We start from the raw sequence: 19,656 nt of genomic DNA, 5'->3' as shown, positions 1-19,656 counted from the left end.
CCGGCAGCATGGGCTTCATGCGGTTGCCCCCACCTGTTCTTCCCGGCCGGCCGCCGTACGGGCATCGGCCGCGGGTTCCACCTCCTGCTCTCCATCGGGGCAGCGGCCCCTGGACGGGGACGCCAGCGCATGGAGCCCCTCCTCCAGTACCTGGCATGCACGCCGCTCGTTTCCGATCAGCACGGGAGGATCGCTCTTGAAACCCTTCCGGCCGTTGTGGGCCGACGCGATGCCGGTCAGGCTGGCGGGATACGCCGGGGATTCGTTGCGCATGCGGAATCCGCGGTAGCGGTTCTCGAATTCCTTCGCGACGAACGGCCATTCGCTCTCGCTCCTGGCGCCCAGGGCGATCCAGCCGCCCATGTCCTGGATCACGCGGTGAATCAGCGCATCGTCGAACACGACGTCGCAATACGTTCCCACGTGCCGGATCGCACGATCCACCTTCGCCCAGGCCTGCAGGGCGGCGTCCTGGGTGGATCCCTTCAGCATGCGCACGATGTCGGCCGGCTTGGGAGGAAACTGCCCCACATCCGGGTTTGCCAGATGCCGGTTGAACGCTTCCACGATCGCGGTCAGGTCGTATCCCTTGAGCGCCCCCCACCATACGTCCAGCGCGAAATTGGAGACGCTTCGCCCATAAAAGCCCATCACGCCGGTCACGCCATCCTGGAACCGCTGGAATTCGTCAGTCCGCACGCGACACCTCCTCCTCAGGCTCCGATGTCTGCGCTTTCCCGTTTCTGAGCTCCGGCGGCCGCCACTCGTCGGTTGCCGCCCGGTTCGATGCTTCGAGAAGTTCCTGCCGGTTGGGCATGCGGCCCCGGTGCAGCACCAGCCTGGCCGCCTCCTCGCGCTGGCGCCGCACGGTGCCGACGACATAGGCAAAATTTGCCTTTCCCCTCGCAGCAGCGCTCCGTGCCGCCTGGACAAACTCATCCTCCGTGGCACCCGCTTTCAGCAATGCCAGCAGTACCGGATGATGCGGATTGCAGGCACGTACCCCATGCAACGCCATGCCTCTGCAACATGCGCCCGCCAGGCCGGGGGAAGTTCCGCCGGCACCGTCATCGCCATGATCCGTGCGGGAAGCATGGGTGAATGTCGGTAAGGAATCGGGGGGGCGCGCCGGATGGATGGACGATCCGCCGATACGTGTGTGGAAATCATCCCGGTCCCGGTGGAGTTGGTGCTGGTGCTGGGGAGCTTTCCCGGCGGATTCCCGTTCGGCACGTTGCTGGGAAATCCCTGCCTCCGGCTCGCAGGAAGCCATCGACAACCCCTCGGGTTCGCTTTCGTCGCCGGCCAGCCTGTGACGCGGCGGCCGTCCCCCCTTCCTGCCGTTGACTCTTGCAGCCTCGATGCGCGGCCGGGCTTTGGCGATCTCGCGATCCGCCCGGATGTTGTGTCGCAGACCGTCGTTCTCCGAAATGGGAAAGAATTGCTCCGCGACGGCCGTCACGGCCTGTTGCTCCATCCGCGTCATGGCCCTGCAGATTCTGAAAAGGGCGGGAAGCTCCCTGGGCAAGGGTTTTTCGACACTGAAGTAGGTATCCAGCAGCATCGTGTAGGCGCCGTGTTCCGCCAGGGAAAGATGGGCGGTATCGCGCTGGTAGTCGCCGCAGTAGCGTTCGTAATAGTTCATGATGAATCCTTGGGGCTGGATCTGGAGCAATGGAGGTACGGTTTTTCGGTCGAATTCGGTATTTACTCAACCGTTTTATTGAAAAAATGGTGCCTGTAGCCGTTTACAGCCGATATTACAAGATTAACTTGTACAAGTCAAGCAATTCTTGTAATCAGGCTGCAAGTCTTGCTTGTATGATGCGAGCAGGGCGGAGGTATTTTTCTGGCGAGTCAGGATCATGCGAGCATGGATATTGCCAAGATCATTCGCAAGGGACGCGAAAAACTGAACCTGAATCAATCCCAGCTGGCAAAGCTGGTGGGTGTTTCGCCGCAAGCCGTGCAGCAATGGGAATCAGGCGCGACGCAACCCCGTGGGAAACGCTTGAACAAGATCGCCGAGGTGCTGAAGCTGCCGCCGATGATGCCTTTTGGAGCCACTCTGCATCCGCCGGAGCATAAGGTGGAGGCGGTCATGGTGTCATACGGCGCGGTGCTGGAAAAATCGGCCAAGTTCGCTGTGGATGGGCAGTCTCCCGCCAAGGAGGCACTCATCAAGGAGGTGGTGGGTGCCATGCAACTCATGTCGGAAGACGACATCACCTGCCTCGTCATGATCAGCAAGGCGCTGGTGGCCGCCAAATCCAGGGAAGAGGCTGAGGAACTCAATCTGAAGCCTTTGCCCAAGCCGGATTTGGCGCCTCACCCGCCCCCGGCATTTCCTGCGCGGCGGATGCCCCCAAGAGTCAAGACACGGTGAAAGGCGGCAGGCGGACAGGCGGCAGTATCACCGGCACCAGCCCAACCGGAGGAAGTTCGACAGGCGGCGCAGGGATTGATCGCGCAGCCACGGAAATGCACGGCACGCATGGCAATCATCCGCCATGCCGATTAGAATAGCGCCATGTGCAGCATGCGGGCCATAGAGCGTGGAAGTCTTCGCGGTCCGGGGCAACCGCGACCGAAGAATGATCGATACACGCCGATGAAGAAACCGGACACACCCTACGACAATCTGGATATGCTCCTCGCCTTCCATGTCTCGGAAAAGGCGCGTGCCCGCCGGGAACGACACATCCTGCAATTCCCGGAGCATCTGCGCGCCGCGGAAACGCGGCGCTATACCCTGGAGCATGCGGTGAGGAAGGTGCTTGCCGAGACCGCCGAAGTCGCATTGCTGATCAAGGAACTCGAATCCCTGCCTGTCGGCGAATAGAAAATTCCCTTCAAGCCCATCAATCTGGATCCCTGGAGCCCCTCATGAAATCGATTGTCTTTATCCTGCTGGGTATGTTGATTCTTTCCTCCTGCGCCACGGGGATTAAAACGACGAAGCTGAGGGAAGGATTGACGAAGGATGAGGTCATCGGACTGGTGGGCAGCCCCGATGGCTACCAGCGCGCCGGGGAATCCGGAGAATACGAGGCCCTGCACTATATCGATCGGCGCACGACCGCCTGGTCATTTCTCGCGGGACCGTTCTATGATGTCCTGGATTATTCGGTGATCCTGAAGGACGGCCGCGTGATCGAGTACGGCCCTGGCAAGGCACAGCAGCGCGAGTCGGGCGAAACGCCGTTCAGGCGGATTCCATACCGCTAGCGCACCGCATTCTCCCCCTCCGTTTTCCCCGGGTTCATCGCGAAATGGCGTGAAGCGAATCAGGGGGGCAGGATGGGTTGCATTTCATCCATCCCCCATGGCTTGCGCATATCGCGACGAGGAATACTTCCTGGAAATCCGTGCCCCTTTCCCGGCAATCTTCGATGAACCCTGCTTTCTCCCCCAGGACATCTGCAAGCGTGTTGACATTTACAAGTTTTACTTGTAACATGGGAATGTATCGACCCGTGAAACGGACGTGTAATCCGAAGCATCGCCTCGCGATCCATGGAATACCCGGATCACGGGCCGGCCACTCCCGGCAAGCCGCCGCCGACAACCGGAATTTTCATGGGATCCTGGATCGAATCGTGGACCGAACACCAGCCGGCGCCGCTCATGCTCACCGACAAGGAAATACTGGACTGGCTGAGCGAATACTGCGAGCAGGCGACCTATAACCGGGCCACGCCGGAGCGGGCCGGGGGTTTCACCCTGTGCTGCGATGACATGAGGACGCACGCTCCCACCTTGCGCGCGGCGGCATGCCTGGCGGCGGCAAAATGGATAGAGATCAATGCGGGGCTTCCTGCGGGGCGGCGCAAGACGCCGGCTGATTGACATTGCGTCCTCGCTGGCCGAAGATCCGCCCATGATCCGCCGCCCTGCGGAAATCCCCGTCTCGCGGCCCGAAGCGGCCACCGACGATGCGCAACCCATGGATACAATGACCCGACCCATCCTCGTACCCCCCGGGGGCCACAAGAAGGTGCTGCTACACTCATGCTGCGCACCCTGCTCCGGGGAGGTCATGGAAGCGATGCTGGCTTCCGGCATCGACTACACGATCTTTTTCTACAATCCCAACATCCACCCGGAAGCGGAATACCTGCTGCGCAAGGATGAAAACATCCGTTTTGCGGAAAAACACGGCATCGAGTTCATCGACGCCGACTACGACACGGAGAACTGGTTCGCGCGGGCACGCGGCATGGAATGGGAACCCGAGCGCGGCATCCGTTGCACCATGTGCTTCGACATGCGCTTCGAGCGCACCGCGCTGCATGCGTTCGAACACGGCTTTCCCGTCATCACGAGTTCCCTCGGCATCTCCCGCTGGAAGAACATGGAGCAGATCAATGACTGCGGACGCCGCGCGGCGGGCCGCTATGCCGGGCTCAGCTACTGGGATTACAACTGGAGGAAAGGCGGCGGTTCGGCACGCATGATCGAAATCAGCAAGCGCGAGGAATTCTACCAGCAGGAATACTGCGGATGTGTCTACTCCCTGCGTGACACCAATCGGCGCCGCCGAAGCCAGGGACGGCCGCTCATCGACCTGGGCACCCGTTTCTATCACTTCGATGCCGCAGAGGACAAACCCTCGGAGCAGGCGGGAATCGATTCATCGAACTCGACGAATACCACTTGAGCCTGACACGCAGCCAAGGCATCGCCCGGCGGCTGACCCGGCGTACGCGGGATTCAAAAAAGAACCGGTGGAGGGAGCATGAATCCAGCCACCGGACAAGAGGGAATCGGATTTCGGAATACGCGCCACGCAGCATGCGTAGTGGAAGGCACTACGACAGCATGGACTGCCTGGCTGTCGTGATGGCCCTTCAGCATCGCAGGACGGCCTGTCCAGCCCGTCAGTCCGTCTTTCCTGATGGATTGCATTGTCCCTGAAAGAAATGTTCCGGCAAATCGGATTTCATCCGATTTGCATGTAGGAAACGGCGGAATCTTCATGTCGGAATATTTCCTACATGAAAACGGGAAAGCGGATCAAATGCTTTCAGCACCGATCGGGGTCGCGGGGCGCCGGCGCGCTTTCGCGCGCACCCAGAGGGACGGCCACGAAACAAGTGTAGGACCCGACGGCTCAATACTTTTGACCCAGCCCTGCAATCGGATGTGGCCAAATTGATCGAGCATCTGCGAACTGGGGACGTTGATTTCGCCGTAGAAGCGCAGGCTGCGATTGGCGGACATTCAAGCAATATCGCTGCGGCAGCGGGGTATGTGTCTTTGCTTTTGATTTCAGCCGAGATCGGCAACATGTCCACCGGTGGGCAAAATTTAGAATGTGTACACACGACCAAATCCGAGCAGGCCGTCGATGACCAAGAATAACAACAGGGATAACTTCACTCAAGCGACTAAGAAACGCCTAGCGAAGCAAGCCCGGTATCATTGTAGCAATCCTAGTTGCAGGAAGCTGACGTCAGCGCCGACCAGCGATGGCTTAAAGGAAATGAATATTGGAGTTGCCGCTCATATCTGTGCTGCAGCCCCCGGAGTTGGTGCGCGCCGCTATCGCGCCGATATGACGCCCGAACAACGGAAATCGCATGGGAACGGGATTTGGCTTTGCCAAGACTGTGCAAAGGCAATTGATTCAGATGATCCCATTTTCACCGAGGCATTTCTGCACACTTGGAAGCAGAAGCATTCTGAGGACATGTGGCGCAGCGTTATCGACAAGCTTCCCTTCGGCTCGACCATGCCGCCGACGGTTGCTGAGATCAGTGCACGCTTTCAAAATGCTGCCGCTGCAGATTTGGCCGTGTTTCGTCGAACACCCAAATGGCCAGGCACAAACGTGGCGCTTACGCTGACATTAAAAGTAAAGCACGTAAACGAGGCGCTTAGCACGCGCGCACTTGCCAACGCGGTAACCGCGCTGGATGACCTCATCCTTGTCGCCGCACCCGGAATGGGAAAGACGACAACCCTCTTTCAGGTCGCCGATGGTCTGTTGGAAATCGGCAATGGCACGCCACTCATCGTGCCGCTGGGAGATTGGGCCACCGAAGGCGAAGCGCTGCTCGCATCCGTCCTCAAACGCCCCGCGTTTAACGGGATTTCAGAGCAAGATTTCCGCACCGTCGCGACGAAACCTGGCGTCGTCCTGCTTCTTGACGGCTGGAACGAACTGGATGCCGCTGCACGCGAACGTGCGCGCGTGCAAATCACTGCCCTTAAAACTGAATTGCCAGAGCTCGGCCTTTTCATTTCCACGCGCAAGCAGGCCCTTGACATTCCGTTCGGCGGGACGCAGGTCGATTTACTGCCACTTGACGATGAGCAGCAAATGGAGATCGCGCGCGGTATGCGGGGCGAGGCTGGCGCACAGCTCGTCGATCAGGCATGGCGGACAGCTGGTGTCCGGGATCTTGTGACCATCCCACTCTACCTCACGGCACTTCTCTCGCTGCCAGAGGGCGCGCCTTTTCCTACAACAAAGGAAGAAGTGCTACGGCGCTTCATTGCCGCACACGAACAGGAAGCCCGCCGTGCGGCGGCGCTTCATGCCAAGGCCCTAGGCTTCCAGCAGGACTATTTGGACAATCTCGCCGTATTCGCCACCACAACGGCCAACACCGCGATCACGGACAGCAACGCGCGCAAAGCAGTTGCCGAGACCGCGCGGGTCCTGATGGCCGATGGGCAAATAACGATCGCCACACAGCCCGACACGCTGCTCGACACGCTTGTCAGCAATCACGTTCTGACGCGCTCCGGCGACACACCGGGCTATTCGTTCCAGCACCAACAATTTCAGGAATGGTATGCATCGCACCACGTCGAACGACTGATGCTACAGGCCGTCAGCGATCCGGCAGCGCGCGATAAGCTGAAGGCCGACGTGCTCGATCAGCGCCCGTGGGAAGAAGCAGTTCTGTTCGCCGTCGAACGGAGCGTACGTGGCGATGCCGCGCAGAAGGCCGCATGCAGCACCGCTATTCTCGCGGCCTTTGAGGTCGATCCCGTCCTCGCGGGCGAAATGATCTTCCGCGCCACCGACGACATTTGGGCACCGATCGGAGCCGAGATTCGCAGCCTCACCGAAAAGTGGCACGCGCCCGGCAAGGTGGATCGTGCCGTGCGTTTCATGATCGCTTCAGGCAGACCGGAATTCGGCGATTTTCTTTGGCCCCTAATTTCTCACGCGAACACTCAGATACACTTGCCCGCCCTCCGGGCGGCGAAACGATTTCGCACATCCGTGCTTGGGAACGAGGCCCTGGCGCGCATCGCAGCACTGCCACCGGAAATTCGCAAGAACGTGCTGCATGGAATTGCATCGCATGGCGGAATCGACGGCCTCGATCTTGCAACCGCAATCGCGAAGACTGACAGCGACCCGAACGTGAAGGCGACGGTGGTCGATGCACTCTCATTTCGACGGGCGGATCGCCACGTCGCCGACTTGCTTGCCGACGCGAGCGACGCGACCTACGACATCCTCGCCGAAAAGGGCCACCTCAACGACATTGCGGTTGATGCCGTCCAGCAGGAACTCCGGCGTGCGCACGAACGGCGCAAAGCCGCCGGCATTTCGCACTTCCAGCGCCTGCGTACGCTCGTCTACGCGCCGGGCGGAGATGACCGCGATACCGAGGTTACTGAGATTGTTGCCGACATGGAGATCGACCGGAAACGCGATGGCGAAATGCACCTGTTGTACGAAGTGCGAAAGCGCTATCCGGAGGCTCTCGCTAACGGGCTGCTGCGCCGCGTGCGCGAGCACCACGAACTCTTCTACGGCGCAGACGATATTCTTGCGGCCGCCGGATTTGCCCTTGAGGACGGCGCGCTGCTCGGGATCGCCCTCGAAGAAACAAGCCGCCACGACGACCGCGCCGAGGCCGCCGCTTCGGTGCTGGGACCAAACGCTGTTGGCCGGCTGATCGACGCGTATCTTGCAGCTGGGAAAGTCGTGCGCGACGCCAGCGGGAAGTACAACCAGGCGGCGGGTGATCGCTATCATGATCTGCGCGCCCGTATCGGCCACACGCCGGGCGCAAGTTTGGTGGCCGCCGTTCAGGCGCGGGCGGTAAACGCTGACAATGAGGAAATCGTCCAATTGGCCGAGCTGTTTTCCCGTGAGACCTATGGCGACGAAGAGCGGGCGCGGCCCTTCAATGAGGAAGGCTTGGCCGCAATCGGAGTGCTGGCGCGCGAATGGGCAGAGCGCATGCTCGCCGCTGGGGATGAGAAGCGTTGGCGAGTGGCTACCATTACAACGATGATGAGCCACGCGCCGTCCGTCGAACATCTTCCATTCTTGAAGAGAATGCTTGACGACAATTTACGTCGCTATCGAACTTTCCGCGAAAAAGCTACCGCGAGCGGCTGGAAGGATCGCGACGCTGTGCAAGAAGCGCAGCATCCACACATGCACGAGTACCAACGTGCGTTCTTGGCGATCAATGCGCCGGAGACCGCTGCGCTGATGGGAGAATACCTGACCGATGAACACTTTGGCGAGCGGGCGGCGCGTGTGCTGGCCGTCCAGTGGTTCGAGGCGAACGAACCCAAGGACGACAAGAAATTCCTGAGCGGCGAAGATTTCTCGCGCGTGGAAGAGCGCCGCGAGGCCCGCGCCGCCGATCCCGCCGCGACATCGGCCGAGGCGGAGGCGATCTTCGGCGCAATCGACACGTTGATTGTCGACGGTTCGACTGATGCGCAAGTGAAGCTGGGGGTTGCGCTCGGCATTGTCGGAACGCGGCTCCCGCACGGCCAGCGTGACCCGACGATCCAGAAGCTCATTTCTCTCGCGCCGAGGCAGGCGCGCGCAGCCTTGCTCTTGTCGCTGATCCTCTCTGGCGAGGACATCGACATCAAGCTCGTGGCCGACGGCATCGCTGAGACCTTTGAGGCGGCCAAGGAGGAGACTTGGATTCTGACTCAGAGCGACGCGTATGAGCTACGCGCTTGGTTACGCCTTTTGCCGTTCGCCACGCCTGTCACCGATCTGCCCACCATCGTGCGCGGCATGCCGGACGCGCAGCGCGATCCACGAATGCTCGAAGAGATGGTCGGCTGCCTCGGCAACTCGTCCTCAGATGACGCGGAAAATTTGATCTTCACGCTCGCCGAAGAAAACCCGCAGTTCTACCAGAACTACCAGTGGCGCTCGGCAGCGTTGCAGCTCGGCACTGTATCCGCCGCGTGTCGCCTCGTTGATTTGACCGTCAGCGGCGCGCTCGACGGCAGATCATACGACGGGTGGCATTGGCAACGCGAATTGGGTGGCTTGATTTCGGAGTTTCCAGAGGTGCGCACCTATGTCTACGGCCTCCTGAAGGATGGGCCAACTTCCAAGCAACTCGCCTTGCTCGCCAGCGCGGTCGCCGAAGCCCCTGGTGAGGACGGCGTGCTGATGCTGATTGATTTCGAAATGAAAACCGGACGTTCGTTCATGACATGGCGGTCGATCCAAAGCGCTGTCACGGAGCACGTCCCGGCGGAGAACTGGGAAGGTGTCTACAATGTCGTGCCCGTCCCGGCGATCGAGCTGCGCCGAAAGCTGCTGGCGATGACGGGCCGCGGTGGCAAGGATAACCCCGCTGCCCGCTGCCTCAACCTCATCGACAAGCTCAGGGATGACTTCGGCGCACCAGAATCGGAGCCGCGCCATCCCGATCTTGCGTCAGGGCGCTCGTGGCCAATCCTGACGCCCGATCCCGATGCAGAGGACGGGAGCTGATTGGTAAGCGCACAATCGCTCCTTGGAAGAGCAGACCATCGCAATCTCGGTCGCTGATGCCCATGACCATTCGTAGCCGAAGATCGATGTTATTATTACTTCTCACGTGCCCTAAAAGAGTGATGTCTCGTCCTTCCAATCGTTTTCTCATCGATGCTGTATATGCACATATATGATCTGGCAAAAAGCTTTGGTCCTGGCTAAACGCCTGCTTTCTTTGCTGCATCTAAACCTATCTGCACTTGTTTCAAGCTGATCATTTCAACTTCAATCTCATATTGATACGAAATATCTGAGAAAGGTGTTGTCCTCCAAAAAGCACTTTCTGCCCAATATGAGTTAGGAACGGCATGATATGGTGGCAGCCGTCTTGCTGATCTCCTGCTTCAGCGGGGGATGACCATGTCGCCCACCAGTTCGGTGAGCCGCTCCGCAGCCTGACCGAGAGTTTCGATGGAAGGGCGTTCGTCGCACAACGCGACGCCAATCTGTTTGAAGGAGTTGTTGGTCTTCATAGCATCGATCATCTGCTGGCCTACGGCAGTGACTTCTCGCCCCGAAACCTTGAGCTTGATTTCACCGGCCCTCAGCATGGCGGCCACCCGATGCCACCATCGCTGGCCGATAGCTAACTTGAAAAGTGTCAGAAATTCTATCATACTTCTGTCACTCAGGAGTTGTTCCATCATGCAACCTCTCGCCAAACACGTTCTGGAACACGCCGCCGGATTGCCAGAAGGTACGCCCTTGGTCGCGAAGGAGTTGCTGCACCTCGGGAACCGCGCCGCCGTGGACCAGGTTTTGTCGCGTCTCGTGCAGCGTGGCAGCCTGCTGCGCGTGGGCCGCGGCATCTATGTCTTGCCGGTCGAGAGCCGCTTTGGCTCCCGAGCACCCTCAACCGCAAAGATGGTTGAGGGACTGGCCAGCCAACGCGGGGAAACCATCGTGTCGCATGGCGCGGCCGCCGCTAACGCGCTTGGCCTCACCACCCAGGTACCGATGCGAGCAGTCTACCTGACGTCCGGCCCCAGCCGTCGCTTGAAGCTCGGGGCTCAGACCGTGGAATTGCGACATGCGCCGCTGTGGCAGTTGATCTTTCCAGGCCGCGCTGCCGGCGATGTGGTGCGGGCGCTGGCATGGCTGGGGCCGGATAAGGCCGGTGAAGCACTGCGTGCGCTGCGCACCAAATTATCGCCAGCCGAGATGAAGGAAGTGACGTCGGCGCGCGCACGCTTGCCGACATGGTTGGCACAGGAGATGAGTGCTCTGGTACCACATGGTTGAGTTCTTCGAGCTCTCTGCCGGCGAACGCCTGGAGGCCCTTGTTCAGGCCGCCAACGCGTCCGGGCGCCCTCCCCACCTGCTGGAAAAAGACATTTGGGTGGTGTGGTCCCTACAGCATCTCTTCTCCGCCCCCTATGCGCCCCATCTCGTCTTCAAGGGTGGCACATCCCTGTCGAAAGCCTATGGCATCATTCAGCGTTTCTCAGAAGATGTGGATCTCACCTATGATATCCGTACCATTGCTGCCGATCTGATCGGCGATGCAGATACTCCGCTCCCAGCCAGCAGGAGCCAGGAAAAAAAATGGAGCAAGGAGATCCGCTCCCGCCTGGTTGAATGGATAGGCACCGAAGTTAGCCCGCGGCTCCAGAATGACGTTGAGCGGCATGGCTTGCCCACCCAGGTCAGGACTGAAGGCGACAGAGTGCTCATCGACTACACCCCACTGACTTCTGGAACGGGCTATGTCCCATCGGTAGTCATGCTCGAATTTGGCGCTCGGTCTACTGGGGAGCCGTGGGAACTGCGCTCCGTTCACTGCGATGCCACTCCGCATCTGTCAGGGGTGGAGCTCCCTGAGGCGTCGGCGCAAGTAATGCGTGCCGAGCGAACCTTCTGGGAAAAAGCCACGGCGATCCATGTCTTCTGCGTGCAGGGTGCCTTCCGCGGTGGCAACCGGTTCGCACGTCACTGGCATGATATCACCCGATTGGACGACGCCGGCTTCACCGACGCGGCGATGGCGGACAAGACACTGGCGAAGGCGGTAGCCAATCACAAGAGTATCTTCTTCGCAGAGAAACATCCGAATGGTGAACCGATCGACTACCACGCCGCTGTCTCGGGCAATCTTCGCCTCGTTCCCAGCAATAGCGCCTTAGCCAAGTTGGCAGCCGACTATCAGCATATGGTCGACGATGGCTTGTTCCTCGACGAGGTCGAATCCTTTGACACCCTCCTTCGACAATGCCAAACCATTCAAGAGAAGGCAAACTCGATATGAGCCTTGGACAAGCGGGCACCCTGGACAGCATCGACATGAAATGGACGCATCATGATGGATCTTTCATCCATTGAACGGCGCACCGCAATGCGGTCGACAATCGCGTCCTCGATTCCTTCATCCGACAGGCCCAGGCAGTTCTGGCACAGGTACATGCGAAGCATCAACTCCAGTCCCAGCGGCGGGCGGCCACGCGCGCCACGGTAGTAGTACGGCTCGATCAGTGCATCAGCTCCGTCCACGGAACCAGCCGGTCAAGATCGGTCAGAAATTTCTCCCGGCGCGTCAGCTTGCAACGCGCCGGATATTCCATATCGGCAAAACTGCTCTGGCGTTTCATCGGAGTATCGCACAGCATCAGATAATTCGAATATTCTACAGCGCCAGACTTAAATCAGCGTTTCGCTAGCAGGCAAGGTCCTACGCCAGCCATGCGTCCAGCGCCGGACGCAACGCCTCGAACGAAAGATATCCCCTGGCCAGTACGGCATGATCCGATCCATCCTGGGCCACCAGCGTGGGAAAGCTCTGGATGCCCCACTGGCGCGCTCTCTGGAAATGATCCTGGGTCAGATCCCTGGCCGTATCGGAGTCGAGCAGCCGGGAAAAATGCTGCGCATCCAGCCCCACTTCCTCGGCCAGTTGCATCAGCACCGCCGGATCGGTCACGTTCCGCTGCGCTGCATAGAAGGCGGACTGCACGCTCCTGAAGAACGCGAACACCTCGCCGGGATGCAGCAGGGAGGCAGCCACCACGGCGCGGCTGGCAGGCTCGGTATCGTAGATGAATCCCGGCGGCAGGGCGCCTTCGAACTGGAAGGGCTGCCCCGTCGCCTGTCGTACCGCATGCCAGTGATGCAGGATCTCCTCGCGCTGCGCCGCGGGCAGGGCATGCCGGGTGCCCGGCCGCAGGCCGCCCAGCAGCAGTTCCATCCCCAGCCGATCCCGGTACTCGCGCCGGATCGCCTCCACCACGGGCGAGAACCCCCAGCACCATGAGCACATGGGATCGGCGACGTACCAGAGTGTCTTCCGGTTCATGGTGCGCCTCTCCCCGGCCGATGCCCGGCGATCGATCCGCAGCCGGTTGCCACGCGTGCTACCCGCCCTGTTTCCCGACGAGGGTGAAGTAGCTCGTCATCAGGTTGCGGTAGTTGGGAAGATGGCGGGAGAACAGCGCACCCAGGCCCTCGATGTCGTTGCGCCAGTCGCGGTGCAGTTCGCAGGCCACGCCGAACCAGCTCATGATCTGCACGCCGGCTGCCTGCATCCGCAGCCAGGCGGCATTGCGCGTGACCTCGTTGAAGGTTCCGGAGGCGTCGGTCACCACGAATACCTCGTACCCCGCTTCGATGGCGGACAGCGCCGGAAAGGCCACGCAGACCTCCGTCACCACGCCGGCGATGATGAGTTGACTGCGGCCGGTGGCCCGGATCGCGTTGACGAAATCCTCGTTGTCCCAGGCATTGATGTTGCCCGGCCGTGCCACGTAGGGCGAATCCGGGAACATCTCCTTCAGTTCCGGCACCAACGGGCCGTTGGGCCCCTCCTCGAAGCTCGTCGTCAGGATGGTCGGCAGCTTGAAGTAGCGGCCACATGCCGCGAGGGCCAGCACGTTGTTCTTGAATTCGTTGGGCGAGAAGTCCTGCACCAGCGAAATCAGGCCCGCCTGGTGATCCACCAGCAGCAGGACGGCGTCATCCCTGGAAAGCCGGTTGTAGGTAAATGTCTTGCTCATCGCATGCTCCTTGCAGTTGTTGTCGAATCGGTATCCGAGAACGGGATCGGCCCCCGGTGTGTCCTGCCTGCTACTCGCTGAAAACGTAGGCGTCCATCGCCAGCACGCCCATCTGGAACTCGCGGTTGAGCCGCTCCACCCGTCGATACGCTCCCGCGGCGCCGAGCGCAACCAGGAACGGCACGAAATGCTCCGTGGTGGGGTGATTGCGCCGGGCATCCGGTGCCCGCGCCTGCCACTCCAGCAAGGCATCGATGTCGCGGGCCTCCGTCTTCCCGGCTACCCATTCCGCAAACCCGACTACCCAGTCGGGCGCATGTGCATGGCGTCCGTCGAAGGCCTCGCGCAGGTTGTGCGTCAGGTTTCCGGAACCGATCAGCAGGATGTTGTCCCTGCCCAGCGGCGCGAGCGCCCGGCCCAGTCTGTAGTGCCAGTCCGCATCGCGGCATGGCTGCACCGACAGCTGAACGACGGGGATGTCCGCCTCGGGATACATCAGCAACAGCGGATTCCATGCGCCATGGTCGAGGCCGCGCACCGGATCGACGGTGGTTGCGAATCCTGCCCGCACCAGCAGATCCCGCATGCGGGCGGCGAGTCGCGGCTGGCCCGGCGCAGGATAGCGCAGCGCGTACAGCGCTTCCGGAAAACCATGAAAATCGTGCAGGGTTTCCGGATGGGCCGCCCCGCCGACCACCGCCTCGCCGGTCTCCCAGTGCGCCGAAGCGACGACGATGGCATCCGGCCGCGGCAACCTTTCCGGCAGGCTGCGCAGGAACGCCGTCGTCGGCTCGTCCTCCAGCGCAAGCATGGGAGAGCCATGCGAGAGAAAAAGCGCAGGCATCAGGCCTCTTCCGCAATCGGGATACGTCCCATCCTGCCGCGCTGGTAGTCCATGATCGCCTGGCGTATCTCCTCGGCGCTGTTCATGACGAAGGGCCCGCTGCCGACGATGGGCTCGTCGATCGGCGCGCCGCTCAGCAGCATGACCGTTGCATCCCGGGAGCCCTCCAGGCGCACATGATCGCCTTCGCGGTGGAACAGGCCGACTTCCGCCGATTCCAGCGTCTCCAAGCCGTGCTCTCCTTCGAGGCGCACCGAGCCCTTGAGCACCGCCAGCAGGGTGGTGTGCCCGTCCGGGACGGGAAGCCGGATCTCGCGCCCGCCCGTCAGGCGCAAATCCCATACGTTGATCGGCGTGAAGGTTCGGGCCGGCCCCGCCACTTCGCCGAACGTGCCGGCGATCACGCGTGCGACACCCTGCCCGCCCGGCAGATCCACCACGGGAATCTGGCGGTTCATGATGTTCTGGTAGCGCGGGAGCGACATCTTGTCCTTCGCGGGCAGGTTGACCCACAGCTGCACCATCTCGAACATGCCGCCGCGTTTCGCGAAACCGCGGCTGTGCATCTCCTCGTGAACCAGGCCCGAGGCCGCGGTCATCCACTGCACGTCACCCGGACCGATCCCGCCCCCACCCCCGGAGCTGTCGCGATGTTCCACCTCCCCGCTATAGACGATGGTCACCGTCTCGAACCCGCGATGGGGGTGTTCGCCCACGCCCAGGCGCTTGTCGGTGGGGGGAAACACCATCGGCCCCGCGTAGTCGAACAGCAGGAAGGGGCTGAGCTCCGCTCCCAGGCTCGAGTACCCGAACAGGGTGCGCACGGGGAAACCGTCGCCGACCCAGTGCTGTCCCCTGCTGCGCTGGATGTGCCGCAATTTCTTGACTGCCGTTACTTCGATGATGTCCATGATGCACCTCCTTCATGTCCGGAATATGTTCCCGGTAGGCCTGTCCATGCGCCCGGACCGCCGTATACTTCCGTTGCGGGAGCGTTGGGGAAAGCATATCCTCTTCCAGCCGGTCCTGGAACCGGCCCTTTCCCGAAAACCACGTTCGGAGGGACCGAACGACGAACCCGATCCGGTGCCCGGGCAGGGGAGGCTGAAGAACATGAAGTACCGGCTCGACGACATTCTCACTTTCCTGCAGGTCATGGAAACCGGCAGCATCAGCGCGGCCGCCAGGCAGATGGGATTGTCGAAGTCCGTCATCAGCCAGCGTATCGCCGATCTCGAGGCCGCCTTGAAGACCCGGCTGCTGCAGCGCTCCACCCGGGGAGCGGTTCCCACGGAAACGGGCATTGCCTTCTCCCGGCACGCGCGCGCGGCCATGCGGCAGCTCGATCAGGCGGCGGAAGAGATCGCCGGCCAGGACGGCGGGCTCTGCGGATCGCTGCGGGTCGCAGCCCCCATGACCTTCGGCACCCACTACCTGGGACCTGCGCTGTTCTCCTTCATTGAACGCCATCCGCAACTGCAGCTCGCACTGGAACTGGACGACCGGCTCGCCGACCTGAGTACGGGCTATGACCTGGCAATCCGCATCGGGCGGCTGCAGGATTCTTCCCTGGCGGCCCGCAAGCTTGCGACCAGCCGCCGCATGGTCTGCTGCAGCCCCGCGTACGCGCGGCGCGCGGGATTGCCCGCGACCATCGAGGATCTTGCCGGTCACGCATGCATCGGCTACACCAATGTGTCGCCGGGACGGATATGGCGCTTCGAACCGGAAAAAGCCGGCGGCCCATCCCGTTCGCTGGCGATACGCAGCCGCATCGTCGCCAACAACGGCGAGTCGATGCGCGACGCCGCCATCGCGGGGCTGGGTATCTCCATCCTGCCGGTCTTCATCATCGCCAGGGCCCTGCGGGACGGGCGGCTGGTCGATGCCCTGCCGGGCGTGCGCCCGCTTCCGGACACGATCTATGCCCTCTACCCGCAGAACCGGTACCTGCCGGGGAAGGTGCGCGCCGTCATCGACCACCTGCTGGCGCAGTTTGCCGATGCCCCGCCCTGGGAACGGCTGCTCGACACGGGGGCGGCGCCGTCCCCGGAGCAGGGCGTGCAACGCGCCTGACGATGCCCTCCAGCGGATGCACGGGGCATACGGGGGTGCGCACACGGCCGCGGGAGAGGTGCCGGACAGCGAAAAAAAACCGCGATGGGGAAAAAAGAATTGGCTGGCTTGCCCCGAGGGGCCTGGCTGGCTGAAAGGCCATTGGGTAGGAGAACCCAACGGCAACGGATAAGCCTACACTGATACACGGGTCTTGCGATCGGGACATCTGTCCACGGGAGGGGGCTTCCCTTCGAAAAACGTCCCGATCCGCGTAACGATCCCCAGCCCTGACAAGACGGGAAATCCCACGCATTATCATCACGAGGCAAGAATTCTTGCAATCAATAATGATAACGATTATTATTATAATTAAGAATTGTAGAAATGCAAGTTTTTTTATAAGGAATAAACAAACCGAACAAAGCGAGCGTGTGAAACGGGACGCACGACCTGAACAGCCGCCTTCGGAAGCGGTCGGGCGGACTTCATCGTTCACCGCCGGAACCCTGATCATTTCCGGCCCCAGGGCACCCCCGGATCGCCATGTCACGCAATCTTGATCGGTGCGTAATCAGATCGTCATCTTTTTTTTGTACGCTTCACTGCGACAACATGCCGCATTCCACAGCCATGCCTTTTCGATCACACTATGCGGTGCGGGATCGGCGTGCGGGATGGATTCGCATCGGTAGAAACAAGACGTTTCGTCTGACGGAAAACAGAATCATGAGTGACGACATTCCAATTCATGATTTGAACATGACTAATAAATCAATACCGATTCCATGTCGCAGGGTAATCTAGCAGCCTGCCCCCTCTGCCGCAATCAACCAGGAGCATCGTCGAACATGAACTCCTTCTCCTCTCTTCCCGCCGACCACCTCAAGCGCTACGCGCGCATCATCCAGGAAGGTATCGCAGTACGCAGCCACTTCGACCTGCTGAAGTGGCTGCAGGGCGAAATGCAGCACTACCTGCCGCACGAGATCATGCTCGCCGTCTGGGGCAATTTCAACTCCAGCGTCATTCAGCATGACGTCATCTCCGCGCTGCCCGGCGTCAGGACCGACCACTCCAGCCCGGCGCGGTTCTCCCCGCTGCTGGGGGATTTCCACAGGCGCTGGGCGGAGGGCGGAAAAACCCCGTATGTGCTGGACATAGGCGCCTCGGGCATCCTGTTCGAAGGCTGGCGGCTGCAGTGTTCTCTTGGCAAGGCGCTGCGTGGGATGCGCAGTGCGCTGCTGCACGGCATCAGCGACCGTCGCGGGCGCCACGACTGCCTGTACGTGATCTTCAGTTCGCGCGACACGCTCGATGGCGGCACGCTTGCCGCCATGGAGATCCTGCTGCCCTACCTCGACACCGCCCTGCGCGGCGTGGCGCCCCTGCCGCAGCGCACCTATCTGCCGGAAGGCGCGCAGGAGACCGAGCACCACGGACTGAGCGAGCGCGAAAGCGAGATCATGGACTGGGTCAAGCTGGGCAAGACCAATGCGGAGATCGGCAGCATCCTCTCCATCAGCGCCTTCACGGTGAAAAACCACATGCAGCGCATCTTCAAGAAACTGGACGTCTACAACCGGATGCAGGCCGTATCCAAGATCGAGCGCAGCCTGAGCCATGGCTGAAGCCAACCCGGCCTTTTCCGCCTCCCGGGTCTCGGCGCGCGCCGAGGAACCGCTGGGCAACAACATGCTCAGCGCCGTGGAGGCCATGCTCGACCCCTCCATGCTGGCGCTGTCGCTGTGGCTGATCGGCGTGAGCATCGAGGGCGAACTGCAGCCCCCCTACCTGATCCTGGCGGTGATCGTGTTCTCGATCACCTTTCCCGGCACCTCGCGCCTGCAGTTCTCGCTCAAGCGCCTGGTGTTCGACGTGCTCTACAGCTGGTTCTGGGTGATGACGCTGCTGCTGCTGCTGGGCATCGCCACCGGCTACGTGCACGAGTTCTCCCACCAGGCGCTGGTCGCCTGGCTGTGGCTGGCGCCCTTGAGCCAGATCGGCGCCCACCTGGTGCTGCGCGCCGCCGCCCCCACCCTGCTGGCGCTGCAGGGGCCGCCGCAGCGCGCCATCATCGTCGGCCTGAACGACCAGGGCGCCGCCCTGGCCGGGCGCATCCACAAGGCGCGCTACTCCAAGATCGCCCTGTCGGGCTTCTTCGACGACCGCAGCCCGGATCGCCTGAGCCGTGCCGAGGACAGCCCGCTGCTGGGCAGGCTGCACGAACTGCCGGGCTTCGTCAAGACACAGCGCATCCAGTTCATCTACCTGTCCCTGCCCATGGCCTCACAGCCGCGCATCCTGCACGTGCTCGACGAACTGAAGGACACCACCGCCTCGATCTACTTCGTGCCCGACATGTTCGTCACCGACCTCATCCAGGGCCGCAGCGGCACCGTCTGCGGCACCCCGGTCATCTCCGTGTGCGAATCCCCCTTCACCGGCTCCAACGGCTTCATCAAGCGCGCCAGCGACATCGTGCTCTCCCTGCTGATCCTCGCCCTCATCTCCCCCCTGCTGCTGCTCGTCGCCCTCGCCGTGAAGCTCGACTCCCCCGGCCCGGTCATCTTCAAGCAGCGCCGCTACGGCCTGGACGGAGAGGAGATCCTGGTCTACAAGTTCCGCTCGATGCGCGTGTGCGAGGACGGCGAGACCATCCGCCAGGCCAGCCGCGAGGACAGCCGCATCACCCGCGTCGGCGCCTTCCTGCGCAAGAGCTCGCTCGACGAGTTGCCCCAGTTCATCAACGTCCTCCAGGGACGCATGAGCATCGTCGGCCCCCGCCCCCATGCCGTGGCCCACAACGAGACCTACCGCAACCTCATCAAGGGCTACATGATCCGCCACAAGGTCAAGCCCGGCATCACCGGGTGGGCGCAGGTCAACGGCTACCGCGGCGAAACCCGCACCCTCGACAAGATGCAGGCTCGCATCGACCACGACCTCGACTACCTCAGGAACTGGTCCCTCAAACTCGACCTCCATATCATCCTGAAAAC

At 61.5% G+C, this 19,656-nt stretch carries 19 protein-coding genes and 1 pseudogene; 12 read left to right on the top strand and 8 right to left on the bottom strand.

Going from position 1 to position 19,656, the window contains the following annotated elements:
* Positions 1 to 15: 15 nt before the first annotated feature.
* Together BT108_RS05015 and BT108_RS05010 are read right to left on the bottom strand one after the other, a co-directional pair.
* Complete coding sequence (locus tag BT108_RS05015; RefSeq protein WP_177257256.1) at positions 16 to 699, bottom strand: DUF6475 domain-containing protein; 684 nt, start codon at positions 697 to 699, stop codon at positions 16 to 18.
* A complete protein-coding gene (locus BT108_RS05010; RefSeq protein ID WP_072293453.1) occupies positions 689 to 1,645 on the bottom strand; it encodes a YdaU family protein in 957 nt (318 codons plus the stop codon). Before BT108_RS05010 ends, BT108_RS05015 begins: the two co-directional genes overlap by 11 nt.
* Before the next feature lie 228 nt (positions 1,646 to 1,873).
* Between BT108_RS05010 and BT108_RS05005 the strand changes: the two genes are divergently transcribed.
* The 7 genes from BT108_RS05005 (at position 1,874) to BT108_RS04975 (ending at position 9,730) form a co-directional block, all read left to right on the top strand.
* The gene (locus tag BT108_RS05005; protein WP_072293452.1) at positions 1,874 to 2,386 is read left to right on the top strand and encodes a helix-turn-helix domain-containing protein; all 513 of its coding nucleotides are present in this window, start codon (positions 1,874 to 1,876) and stop codon (positions 2,384 to 2,386) included.
* A gap of 225 nt (positions 2,387 to 2,611) precedes the next feature.
* Complete coding sequence (locus tag BT108_RS05000; RefSeq protein ID WP_072293451.1) at positions 2,612 to 2,842, top strand: hypothetical protein; 231 nt, start codon at positions 2,612 to 2,614, stop codon at positions 2,840 to 2,842.
* 44 nt (positions 2,843 to 2,886) lie between these two features.
* Positions 2,887 to 3,228: a hypothetical protein gene (locus tag BT108_RS04995; protein ID WP_072293450.1), complete on the top strand. Its 342-nt coding sequence runs from the start codon at positions 2,887 to 2,889 to the stop codon at positions 3,226 to 3,228.
* Positions 3,229 to 3,579: 351 nt separating this feature from the next.
* Positions 3,580 to 3,849, top strand: coding sequence for a hypothetical protein (locus tag BT108_RS04990; RefSeq protein WP_072293449.1), 270 nt, complete (start codon positions 3,580 to 3,582; stop codon positions 3,847 to 3,849).
* Between the two features lie 106 nt (positions 3,850 to 3,955).
* Positions 3,956 to 4,660: an epoxyqueuosine reductase QueH gene (locus tag BT108_RS04985; protein WP_218184820.1), complete on the top strand. Its 705-nt coding sequence runs from the start codon at positions 3,956 to 3,958 to the stop codon at positions 4,658 to 4,660.
* Positions 4,661 to 5,154: 494 nt separating this feature from the next.
* On the top strand, positions 5,155 to 5,364 hold the full coding sequence (locus BT108_RS04980) for a hypothetical protein (RefSeq protein ID WP_218184819.1): 210 nt from the start codon (positions 5,155 to 5,157) through the stop codon (positions 5,362 to 5,364).
* A gap of 328 nt (positions 5,365 to 5,692) precedes the next feature.
* Entirely contained in the window at positions 5,693 to 9,730 is a 4,038-nt protein-coding gene (locus tag BT108_RS04975) for an NACHT domain-containing protein (protein ID WP_255369625.1), read from the top strand.
* 386 nt (positions 9,731 to 10,116) lie between these two features.
* Here BT108_RS04975 and BT108_RS04970 read toward each other — a convergent pair whose 3' ends face one another.
* Complete coding sequence (locus tag BT108_RS04970) at positions 10,117 to 10,419, bottom strand: hypothetical protein (RefSeq protein ID WP_072293447.1); 303 nt, start codon at positions 10,417 to 10,419, stop codon at positions 10,117 to 10,119.
* On the opposite strand from BT108_RS04970, the gene BT108_RS04965 reads away from it, so the two are divergent.
* Entirely contained in the window at positions 10,418 to 11,014 is a 597-nt protein-coding gene (locus tag BT108_RS04965) for a DUF6088 family protein (RefSeq protein ID WP_072293446.1), read from the top strand. The two genes, BT108_RS04970 and BT108_RS04965, sit on opposite strands and share 2 nt — an antisense overlap.
* Positions 11,007 to 12,017, top strand: coding sequence for a nucleotidyl transferase AbiEii/AbiGii toxin family protein (locus BT108_RS04960; RefSeq protein ID WP_072293445.1), 1,011 nt, complete (start codon positions 11,007 to 11,009; stop codon positions 12,015 to 12,017). Before BT108_RS04965 ends, BT108_RS04960 begins: the two co-directional genes overlap by 8 nt.
* Before the next feature lie 74 nt (positions 12,018 to 12,091).
* Here BT108_RS04960 and BT108_RS04955 read toward each other — a convergent pair.
* From BT108_RS04955 to BT108_RS04935, 5 genes and pseudogenes are all read right to left on the bottom strand, one after another.
* Positions 12,092 to 12,357: pseudogene (locus BT108_RS04955) on the bottom strand (transposase); the annotation flags it as partial.
* 80 nt (positions 12,358 to 12,437) lie between these two features.
* Positions 12,438 to 13,058, bottom strand: a complete 621-nt coding sequence (locus BT108_RS04950; protein ID WP_072293444.1) for a DsbA family protein — start codon at positions 13,056 to 13,058, stop codon at positions 12,438 to 12,440.
* A 58-nt stretch (positions 13,059 to 13,116) separates the two neighbouring features.
* On the bottom strand, positions 13,117 to 13,755 hold the full coding sequence (gene ycaC, locus BT108_RS04945; protein WP_072293443.1) for an isochorismate family cysteine hydrolase YcaC: 639 nt from the start codon (positions 13,753 to 13,755) through the stop codon (positions 13,117 to 13,119).
* A 70-nt stretch (positions 13,756 to 13,825) separates the two neighbouring features.
* Positions 13,826 to 14,599, bottom strand: coding sequence for a DODA-type extradiol aromatic ring-opening family dioxygenase (locus tag BT108_RS04940; protein ID WP_072293442.1), 774 nt, complete (start codon positions 14,597 to 14,599; stop codon positions 13,826 to 13,828).
* A complete protein-coding gene (locus BT108_RS04935; protein WP_072293441.1) occupies positions 14,599 to 15,510 on the bottom strand; it encodes a pirin family protein in 912 nt (303 codons plus the stop codon). Before BT108_RS04935 ends, BT108_RS04940 begins: the two co-directional genes overlap by 1 nt.
* Positions 15,511 to 15,712: 202 nt before the next feature.
* Between BT108_RS04935 and BT108_RS04930 the strand changes: the two genes are divergently transcribed.
* From BT108_RS04930 to BT108_RS04920, 3 genes are all read left to right on the top strand, one after another.
* Positions 15,713 to 16,675, top strand: coding sequence for a LysR family transcriptional regulator (locus BT108_RS04930; RefSeq protein ID WP_072293550.1), 963 nt, complete (start codon positions 15,713 to 15,715; stop codon positions 16,673 to 16,675).
* Between the two features lie 830 nt (positions 16,676 to 17,505).
* On the top strand, positions 17,506 to 18,285 hold the full coding sequence (epsA, locus tag BT108_RS04925) for an XrtB/PEP-CTERM-associated transcriptional regulator EpsA (RefSeq protein WP_072293440.1): 780 nt from the start codon (positions 17,506 to 17,508) through the stop codon (positions 18,283 to 18,285).
* Between the two features lie 64 nt (positions 18,286 to 18,349).
* Positions 18,350 to 19,656: undecaprenyl-phosphate glucose phosphotransferase (locus BT108_RS04920; RefSeq protein ID WP_255369632.1), on the top strand; the 1,307-nt coding region annotated here is incomplete at its 3' end.

Source organism: Nitrosovibrio sp. Nv17 (genome assembly GCF_900119085.1).
In the GTDB taxonomy this organism is placed as follows: Bacteria; Pseudomonadota; Gammaproteobacteria; order Burkholderiales; family Nitrosomonadaceae; genus Nitrosospira.
Note: the sequence above shows the minus strand (reverse complement) of the source record. Positions and strands in the feature narration are given on the sequence as shown.